We start from the raw sequence: 8721 nt of genomic DNA on the forward strand, positions 1-8721 counted from the left end.
AGCACACGATCTCAACGCCGGCACGGAGCAGCGCGGGCGGAGCACGACCCGCGCGCGACGCTGCTACGCGAAGCGGACGGTCTGCTGGAGCCGGGTGCGGATGTCGAAGACCTCGTTGCCGCCGATGTCGCGCGCGCCGGTGATGCCGCGGCGCAGCACGGTGGCCAGGGCGCTGCGCGAGGTCACCGCGACCCGCACGCCGCGTATGCGCCCGAGCTCCTGGATGGGCTCGACCACGTCTTCATCGGGCAGCACGACGATCGCGCCGCTGAAGCGGACGCCGGCCGCGCGCGCGATGACGCGCATGCGCGCGAGCAGCTCCGCGAGCGGTGCGCCAGGCACTCCTTCGCCGACGAACTCGCCTCGACGCAGGCGTGCGGGACCGCCGAAGTCCTCCGACAGCAGGCCGTACAGGCCGCTCGGGCCGAGCACGATGTGGTCGATCTTGGCGTCGGGGTCGGCATCCCGTCCCGATGCCGCGACGTCGTGCCACACGGTGTACCCCATGCCCAGGTCGGCCACGATGCGGGCCGTCGCCTCCTCGGCGAGCGCGTCCGCCAGCAAGCGCCGCAGCCCTACGGGAGCCGAGCGCACGAGCGCGGGGTCGTACGGGTCGTCGAGGGTGACGCCGCGGCCGGCCCACTCGCGGATCAGGGTCAGATAGCGCTCGCGGCGCCAGCCGCCGGGGTGACCGTGAGAGCGCGCGCGGGGGCGGGTGTCGGTGCGGGCCGACGGCGGCCGCCACCCCGACCATTCCGGTGCCGCCGCCTCGCCGAAACCGTGGCCGCGATCGTACGCTGCCCGCGCGTCCGGCGTGCCGACGAGTTCCCAGGCACGCTGCACCTGGATGAACACCGCGGCGTCGCCGCCGGTGTCGGGGTGGGTCTGCCGGAGGCGCAGGCGATAGGCCTTGCGCAGGGTCTCCTCATCGACGGCGGGATCGACCGCGAGCACTTCGTAGGCCGACGCAGAGAGCGGACTGTCGAACACGAACCCTCCCCGGGAGCCTCAGCCTGCCCGGCTCGGCCGGGCGGAACACCGCAGATCAGGCTACGTCACGCCCGGGCGGGCGGGCGCGTCGGGGCGCTCGTTGCGCCGCGCGTAGGCGGCGGCGCTCCGGCTCGAGAGCGCGAGGAGGACGAGGATGTCGAGGCTCAGCGACACGTACGTCGTGCTGATCTCGATCTCCTGCCCCTGCGCCCACCAGGCGGTGAACGATGTGCTGATCGACAGAACCGAGATCAACATCACCACCACGCGCGCCCAGTTGATGCCGCGGTACACGAGGAAGGCCAGCGCGAGGTCGAGCAGCAGCACCGTCGCACCCGTGGCAAGCACCAGCCACAGCGCCGCCTGCGTACCCTCGGGGCTCGGGTCGAAGCCTTCGAGCACGGAGTCGGGATCGGCGAGCATGTCATCCCATCCCGCCGCGATGCCGACGAGCACGGCGACGCCGGCGAGGACGCGCAGCAGGATCAGGGCGGCGCCGGCGGTGGTCGAGATCGGCCGCTTCATCTGCGGGTCGTAGCGCGGCGGCTTCAGCAGTCGTGCGGCCGGCTCGTACGCGGCGCGCTTCTGCGGGGCGGGTGTCTCTGCGCTCACGCCGCCACCTCCCCGGAAGCGTCGACGCGGGGCTGGACCGCCCGGACGTCCACGATCGGCAGATCGCCGTCGGTGCGGATGCTGTCGCCGCCGCCGTTGCGGGCGTGGTACCCGGTGGCGAAGTCGGCGATGACATCGACCGCCACGCGGGGATCGGCATCCGTCAAAGTCCGGACGATGTGGTCGCGCTCGATATCGGTGTCGGCGTCGATCTTGTGCGTCACCTGGAGTGTGAACAGCGACAGGCCGACGCTCGTGTCGAACGTGCCCGCCGCCAGCCACTCGACGCGGCGGCCGCCCGGCAGCAGCCAGTCGTCGGGACAGCGCCAGAACCGCACGTGATGGCGCTGGGCCGGGTTGCCGTCGACCTCCTGCTGGTAGGCGAAGTCCTGCTGACGGCCGAACAGGAACAGCGGACTCACTGGCGCCTCGTCGTAGCTGCGCCGGCTGAGGGTCGAGGCGACGATGCGCCACGAGGAACCGAGCGTCACCGGTTCGGCGCGCGTCCAGCCGGCGACCTCGAGCGCGGTGCGGATCTGCTCGCCGGTGCCCTGGAACGCCAGGTTCACCGGGTCTCCCAGCAGCCCGTCGCTCGTTCGGGTGCGCCCGATGAAGTACTCGGGCACATAGACCGTGGTCAGGATGCGGTGCAGGCGGGGCAGCACGAGGTACGCCAGCAGCAGCCAGAACGCCAGGAAGAAGGGGATGCCCCACCAGCCGACGTGGAACGTCTCGGTGAAGCTGAGGTACGCCAGCCACAGCGCGGCGACCCCGGCGAAGACGAAGAAGAACCAGTCGATCGCCACCCCGATCGAGTATGCGCGGCGCCGGTTGCTCATGATCCGTCCTCGTGCGGCGGGCTCAGTCCCAGAGCGGGATGCCGGGGCGGTCGGCGAGGGCGGTCTCGCCGACGTCGGGCGGCAGGTCGGCGAGCGTCGCGGGCTGCCAGCGCGGAGAGCGGTCCTTGTCGATGACCTGCGCCCGGATGCCCTCGGCGAGGTCGGGCTGCGTCGTGGCGAACCACATCACGAGCCCGTACTCCTGATCGAGCGCGTCGCGCAGTCCCGGCAGCTCACGCGCCCGGCGCACGGCCGCGAGGGTGACCGCGAGACCGGTGGGTGAGAGCTCGCCGAGCAGATCGGCGGTGGCGGATGCCTCGGGCTCGGGGCGCCCCCGCAGCCGCTCGACGATCTCGGGCACGGTGTCGGCGGCGAAGGCCTCGTCGATCCACGTCCGCGCCGCCTCGAGCTTCGACCGGGCCGGCGTCTCGTCGAACAGCAGCACCAGCTCGGTCGGAGTGGACGGGTCGGCGCGCGTCTCGAGCGCGTCGCGGACCGCGTCGAGATTCTCGTGGGGCACGTAATGGTCGGCGAATCCGGCGTAGATCGCGTCCGAGGCATCCATCACCGCTCCGGTCAGACCGAGGTACTCGCCCAGGCGCCCGGGTGCGTGCGCGAGCAGCCAGGTGCCGCCGACGTCGGGGGTGAAGCCGATGCGCGTCTCGGGCATCGCCAGCTGCGACCGGTCGGTCACGATGCGGATCGCGGCGTGCCCGGCGACACCGATGCCCCCGCCCATCGTGATGCCGTCGGCGAAGGCGACGAAGGGCTTGGGGTACTCGGCGATGCGGGCGTTGATCGCGTACTCCTCGCGGAAGAACACGCCGGCGTCTTCGGCGCGGCCGCTCGTGACCTGCTCCGCGAGGCCGCGCACGTCGCCCCCCGCGCAGAGGCCCCGCTCACCCGCGCCGTCGAGGAGCACGACGTCGACCTCGGTGTCGTGCTCCCAGGCGTCGAGGGTCGCCTGCAGCTGCCGGACCATGCCGAGATCGAGGGCGTTGATCGCACGGGGACGGTTCAGCGTGAGCCGCCCGAGCCCTCCGCCGGTGCTCACGAGGACGGTGGGCTCGGCAGCGGTGTCGGCGAGGTCGGTCACGAGCGCAACGTTACCGGCCGCCTGAAGTTCTCCCACGCTGACGCCGGATTTCCGCCAGGATGGGACTCGGTTCCGCAAGGAATCCGCAATGACGCGGCCCCGACCTGTGCCCCCCGGGGTGTCTCGCTCACGTCCACGGGAAGGGTTCGGCATGCCCCACGGCCATTCGCTGGAGTTCTCAGGAGTCACGAAGCGCTTCGGCGCCGTCACCGCCGTCGCAGGTTTCACCGCCCGCGTCGAGCCCGGGCAGGTGACCGGATTCCTCGGCCCCAACGGCGCCGGCAAAACCACCACGCTGCGGATCCTCCTCGGCCTCGTCCGCGCCTCGGACGGCCACGCGACGATCGGCGGGCGGCGCTACGCCGAGCTCGATCACCCGCTGCAGACGGTGGGGGCCGTGCTCGAGGCATCCAGCTTCCACCCAGGCCGCACGGCTGCGGCGCACCTCGCCATCTACGCGCAGGCGGCGAGCATCGCCCGGTCGCGGGTGGACGAGGTGCTGGATCTCGTAGGGCTGACGGATGCCGCCAACCGCAAGGTCGGCGGATTCTCGCTGGGCATGCGTCAACGCCTCGGCCTCGCCTACGCACTGCTGGGCGACCCGGGCGTGCTGGTGCTCGACGAGCCGGCGAACGGCCTCGACCCGGAGGGGATCCGCTGGATGCGCGGCTTCCTGCGGCAGCTCGCAGGCGAGGGCCGCACGGTGCTCGTGTCGTCGCACCTCCTCGCCGAGGTGCAGCAGACCGTCGACGCGCTGCTGATCATCTCGCGGGGACGCCTCGTGTTCCAGGGCTCGATCGACGAGCTCACCGACCCGGACGAGCACGCCACCGTCGTCGACGCTCCCGATCGCGCCGCGCTCATCGGAGCGCTGCAGGCGGCCGGCGTGCCGTTCGAGGTCCTCCGCTCCGGGCTCACCGTGCGCGGCCTCGAACCGGCGGCCGTGGGCGCGGCCGCTGCCGCCGGCGGCGTGGCGCTGTCGTCGCTGCATCGTCGCGGCCCGGCGCTCGAGGAGGTCTTCCTCGACCTCGTGAACGGCAGCCGTGTGCACGCGAGCGCGACGGGGGCGGTCGGTTCGCTCTCGCCGGTGGAGGGGACGGATGCCGCACCCGCCGGTGTGGCGGCCGCCGGTGCCGCCGCGGCTGTGGCGGCGGCTGGCTCTTCCGAGGACGCCGACTCCGGCCGAGACGGCGCCGCAGCGGGCTCGCCGATCGACGCGGAATCTCGCGAAGAGGCCAGCTGGGAGGCGGACGAGGCCGACGAGTCGGCGCTCAGCGCCGCGGCGCTCGATGCCGAGGCGACGGGAGCGCCCGGTGCGGCGGCAGCCCTGGCCGCGGCCGCCGGCGCGGCGTGGGCGGACGAGTACCGGGAGGAGCGCGACGAGCACGAGCGCCACCAAGAGCTGTTCGCCGAACCGGGCCTCTCCTCGGTCGAGCCGGCGGGCACGGCCGAAACGCCGGAGACCGCACCGGTGCCGAGCGACGGGGCGGAGGAGGACGTCACGCCGGTCGAGTCCACCGAGACCGCGTCTGCGCCGTCGTGGTACGCGGTCGCCGGAACCGGTGTCATCGACATCGTTCCCGCGGCCGGGCAGCAGGCGGGCGAGCCGGAGCCCGCCGACGCCGAGGGTGACGAGCCCGCTGCCGCATCGGCTCATGACCCGTGGGCGCCCGAGGACGCGAACGCCGACGTCGCGGCGCTCAGCGAGATCGACGACGAACTGTCGGAGCCCGAGCCCGCCGATGCGGACGACGATCCGTGGGCGCCGGAGGACGCGAACGCGGACGTCGAGGCGCTCGGCGAGATCGACGACGAACTGTCGGAGCCCGAGCCCGCCGATGCGGACGACGACCGTCCCTGGGAGCACTACGTCAAGACGGATTCCGACGTCGAGGCCGACGCCTTCTTCGCGGCGTTCGACGCCGATGGCAACCCGCGCGTCGCGCCGGAGCCGGGCCTCGCCGCCGAACCGCAGACCGGCCCGGGCGACGACCCCGAATCGGAGCCGAGCCCGGTGCCCGAGGCCGAGGCCGAGGCCGAGGCCGAGGCCGAGGCCGAGCAGACCGCAGCGCCCGAGCCCGAGCCCGAACCCGAGCCCGAACCCGAGCCGGCACCGGAACGGGAGCCCGCACCAGAGCCGGACGCAGCACCGGAACCAGCCGCCGACCCGCACCAGGACGCACCCCAGGCGGACGCGGGCGCGGAGGACGCGGCATCCGTCTCCTCGCCTGAGGGTGACGCAGATCACGCCGGTGACGACGAGCGCGTGGCCGATGACCACCATGAGCGCGTCGACCAGGAAGGGGGCGACCGATGAGCCTGACCGCTGCGACACGCTCCGAGACCACGAAGCTGTTCTCGACCAGCATCTGGTGGATCCTCGCGATCGTCCTCTTCGTCTACGTCGCCTTCACCGCGGCGGCCCTCGGCTTCGTCTTCGCCGCGGCGGCGACGGGCTCACTGCCCGGTGATGCGCCGCCGATTCCTGAGGAGGGCCTCGCGGCGACGTTGTACAGCACGGGCACCGCGGTCGGGTACGTCTTCCCGCTCCTGGTGGGCACGCTCATGGTGACCGCGGAGTTCCGGCACAAGACGCTGACTCCCACCTTCCTCGCGACGCCGCGGCGGGGACGGGTGCTCGCCGCCAAGCTCGCGGTCGGCGTGCTCATCGGCGTGGTGCTCGGCGTGATCGGCACCGTCGCCGCCGTCGGGACGTCCGCGGCGTTCCTCGCGGGCTTCGGACTCAGCACCGAGTTCGGCTCGGTGGACACCTGGGCGATGCTGGGACGGATGCTGCTGGCCTACGTCCTCTGGACGCTCATCGGCGTCGGGGTCGGTGCGCTGGTGCGCAACCAGGTCGGCGCCATCGTCGGCGTGCTGGTCTTCACGCAGTTCGTCGAGCCGATCGGGCGCACCGCCGCGGCCTTCGTGGAAGGCCTCTCGGACTACACGCGCTTCCTGCCCGGCGCTGCGAGCGACGCCCTCGTCGGCGCGAGCGTGCTGTCGGCGAGCATGCCGCAGGGGTCGGCCGAACCTCTCGAGTGGTGGGTGGGCGGCCTGGTCCTGCTCGGCTACGCCGTCGTGTTCGTGGTGCTCGGCCACCTGGTGAGCTGGCGCCGCGACGTCAGCTGAGCGCGTTTCGTCTCGGTCGCCGGCGGCCGCTCAGCGACCGACTCACGAGACCAAACGCGCGAAGCCTCGTACGACTCCGCGTCCCGGTGGCTGCTCAGACGGCGGGAGCGGGTGCCGGGGTCTTGCGCTTGCGGGGCTTCTTCTCGGGCACGACCGGGATGGTGCCGGTCTCGGCCGCGATCTCGACGACGTCGGCCGGTTCCGCCGCCACCTCGACGCGCAGCGCCTGCACGAGGGCGAGGCCGTGGCGCGTGGTCAGGATGATCCGCTGGAAGTCCGGGTGCCCCTCGAGGTCGATCACGACGCTCGGCCGGTGACGGCGGATGAGGGCGAAGTCGTCGCCGCCCGCCGACCGCCAGGTGCCCATTGCGATGATGCCGCGCACGTGGGTGCCGGGATTCGGGATGCCGCGCAGCCAGGTCCAGGCGTCGTCGGTGAGCTGCACGCGGGTGATCGTCGACCGCTCGATGACGACGTTGCCCTTGCGGAACGACAGGGCGCGCTCAGACATCGACAGCACGACTTCGAGCTGCGTCGAGTCGAGCAGCAGCGTCACCATGCGACTAGTCTGCCAGCGGCTTCACCGGGAACCGGGCTCATTTGCTTACGGGAGGGCAACGATCCGCGACCCCGGCGCCCCTGCTCGGTGCGAGACTGGATCGGTGACCGTCGCGTCCCCCTCCGTCACCGCGCCCTCTGCAGCCGCCTCTCCGGCCGCCGTCGACGCAGCGCTCGCGCGCGCCGCTGCCGGCGAGCGGCTCGATGCGGCCGACGCCGAGACGCTGCTCTCCGCGCAGGGCGAGCGTTTCGAACGCCTGCTCGCGATCGCCGGCGAGCTGCGGGATACCGGGCTCGCGGCATCCGGTCGTCCCGGCGTGATCACGTACTCGCGCAAGGTGTTCGTGCCGTTGACCACGCTCTGCCGCGACCGCTGCCACTACTGCGTGTTCGTCGACACGCCTGGGCAGCTGCTCAAGAAGCACAAGCCCGCGTACATGTCGCCCGAACAGGTGCTCGCTGTCGTGCGGCAGGGCCAGGCGATGGGCTGCAAAGAGGTGCTGCTGACCCTGGGAGACCGGCCCGAGGACCGCTGGCCCGAAGCGCGCGCATGGCTCGACGAGCACGGGTTCGCATCGACGATCGAGTACGTCGCGCACATCGCGCGCCTGGTGACGGCCGAGACCGGGCTGCTGGCGCACGCCAACCCGGGCGTCATGAGCGCGGAAGAGCTGCGGATGCTGCGGCCCACCGCCCCGTCGATGGGCATGATGCTCGAGACGACCTCGCGCCGGCTGTTCGAGGAACCCGGGCAGGTGCATTTCGGCTCGCCCGACAAGGACCCGGCCGTGCGGCTCGCCGTGATCGACGCCGCGGGGCGAGAGCGCGTGCCCTTCACCACCGGCATCCTGGTCGGCATCGGCGAAACGGCGAGCGACCGTGCAGCGTCGCTGATCGCGATCCGCGACGCGCACGAGCGGCACATGGTCGACGGCGCGTCCCCCGGCGACCGGCAGGGTCACGTGCAGGAGGTGATCGTGCAGAACTTCCGCGCGAAGCCCCGCACCGCGATGCAGGGAGTGGCGGACGCCGATCTGCTCGAGTATGTCGCCGCGGTCGCGGTGGCGCGGCTCGTCATGGGCCCGCGCATGCGGATCCAGGTGCCGCCGAACCTCTCGGATCCGACGGAGTTCGACCTGCTCGTGCGCGCGGGCGCCGACGACTGGGGCGGGGTCTCCCCCCTGACCGTCGACCACGTGAACCCCGAGCGCCCCTGGCCGCACCTCGACGACCTCGCGCGCATGACGGCGGAGCTCGGCTTCGAGCTGCGCGAGCGCCTGACCGCCCAGCCCGAGTTCGTCGTCGACGCCGAGACCTGGATCGACCCCGGACTGCGTCCGGCCGTCGCGGCCCTCGCCGACCCCGCGACCGGCCTCGCCGCCGCGCCCGTCCCTGTCCCCCCTCACCACCCCGTTCGTCCGTCGTATATGCACGCCGATGACGCGGTTTCGCGTACATATACGACGGACGAACCCATGGGGGACGGGGCGAGCG

At 72.5% G+C, this 8721-nt stretch carries 8 protein-coding genes; 3 read left to right on the forward strand and 5 right to left on the reverse strand.

Translation table 11 applies throughout. The features are described from left to right. Positions 1 to 63: 63 nt before the first annotated feature. Genes ACI3KY_RS19490 through ACI3KY_RS19505 form a run of 4 tightly spaced genes read right to left on the reverse strand, consistent with a single transcriptional unit; the run spans position 64 to position 3537 of the window. Positions 64 to 990, reverse strand: a complete 927-nt coding sequence (locus ACI3KY_RS19490) for a DnaJ domain-containing protein (protein ID WP_404931783.1) — start codon at positions 988 to 990, stop codon at positions 64 to 66. 60 nt (positions 991 to 1050) lie between these two features. Next, positions 1051 to 1602, reverse strand: coding sequence for a hypothetical protein (locus ACI3KY_RS19495; RefSeq protein ID WP_404931784.1), 552 nt, complete (start codon positions 1600 to 1602; stop codon positions 1051 to 1053). Then, positions 1599 to 2441, reverse strand: a complete 843-nt coding sequence (locus tag ACI3KY_RS19500; protein ID WP_404931785.1) for an LssY C-terminal domain-containing protein — start codon at positions 2439 to 2441, stop codon at positions 1599 to 1601. Before ACI3KY_RS19500 ends, ACI3KY_RS19495 begins: the two co-directional genes overlap by 4 nt. Before the next feature lie 22 nt (positions 2442 to 2463). Continuing rightward, on the reverse strand, positions 2464 to 3537 hold the full coding sequence (locus ACI3KY_RS19505; RefSeq protein ID WP_404931786.1) for an enoyl-CoA hydratase/isomerase family protein: 1074 nt from the start codon (positions 3535 to 3537) through the stop codon (positions 2464 to 2466). Positions 3538 to 3688: 151 nt separating this feature from the next. Between ACI3KY_RS19505 and ACI3KY_RS19510 the strand changes: the two genes are divergently transcribed. Beyond that, positions 3689 to 5854: an ATP-binding cassette domain-containing protein gene (locus ACI3KY_RS19510; protein WP_404931787.1), complete on the forward strand. Its 2166-nt coding sequence runs from the start codon at positions 3689 to 3691 to the stop codon at positions 5852 to 5854. Further along, positions 5851 to 6669 carry an ABC transporter permease gene (locus ACI3KY_RS19515; RefSeq protein ID WP_404931788.1) on the forward strand — a complete coding sequence of 273 codons (819 nt, stop codon included), beginning with the start codon at positions 5851 to 5853 and terminating at the stop codon, positions 6667 to 6669. The genes ACI3KY_RS19510 and ACI3KY_RS19515 overlap by 4 nt, the downstream gene beginning before the upstream one ends. A gap of 94 nt (positions 6670 to 6763) precedes the next feature. Here the strand turns inward: ACI3KY_RS19515 and ACI3KY_RS19520 are convergent, their stop codons facing one another. Then, positions 6764 to 7228, reverse strand: a complete 465-nt coding sequence (locus ACI3KY_RS19520; protein WP_404931789.1) for a hypothetical protein — start codon at positions 7226 to 7228, stop codon at positions 6764 to 6766. Between the two features lie 103 nt (positions 7229 to 7331). Between ACI3KY_RS19520 and cofG the strand changes: the two genes are divergently transcribed. Continuing rightward, positions 7332 to 8721: 7,8-didemethyl-8-hydroxy-5-deazariboflavin synthase CofG (gene cofG / locus ACI3KY_RS19525; protein ID WP_404931790.1), on the forward strand; the 1390-nt coding region annotated here is incomplete at its 3' end.

The organism is Microbacterium sp. ZW T2_14, from assembly GCF_044987405.1.
In the GTDB taxonomy this organism is placed as follows: Bacteria; Actinomycetota; Actinomycetes; order Actinomycetales; family Microbacteriaceae; genus Microbacterium.

Bases quoted from the DNA above. Each gene is read 5' to 3' on its own strand.
- ACI3KY_RS19500 (WP_404931785.1), bottom strand. From the start codon at position 2,441: ATGAGCAACCGGCGCCGCGCATACTCGATCGGGGTGGCGATCGACTGG.
- ACI3KY_RS19520 (WP_404931789.1), bottom strand. From the start codon at position 7,228: ATGGTGACGCTGCTGCTCGACTCGACGCAGCTCGAAGTCGTGCTGTCG.
- ACI3KY_RS19515 (WP_404931788.1), top strand. From the start codon at position 5,851: ATGAGCCTGACCGCTGCGACACGCTCCGAGACCACGAAGCTGTTCTCG.
- ACI3KY_RS19510 (WP_404931787.1), top strand. From the start codon at position 3,689: ATGCCCCACGGCCATTCGCTGGAGTTCTCAGGAGTCACGAAGCGCTTC.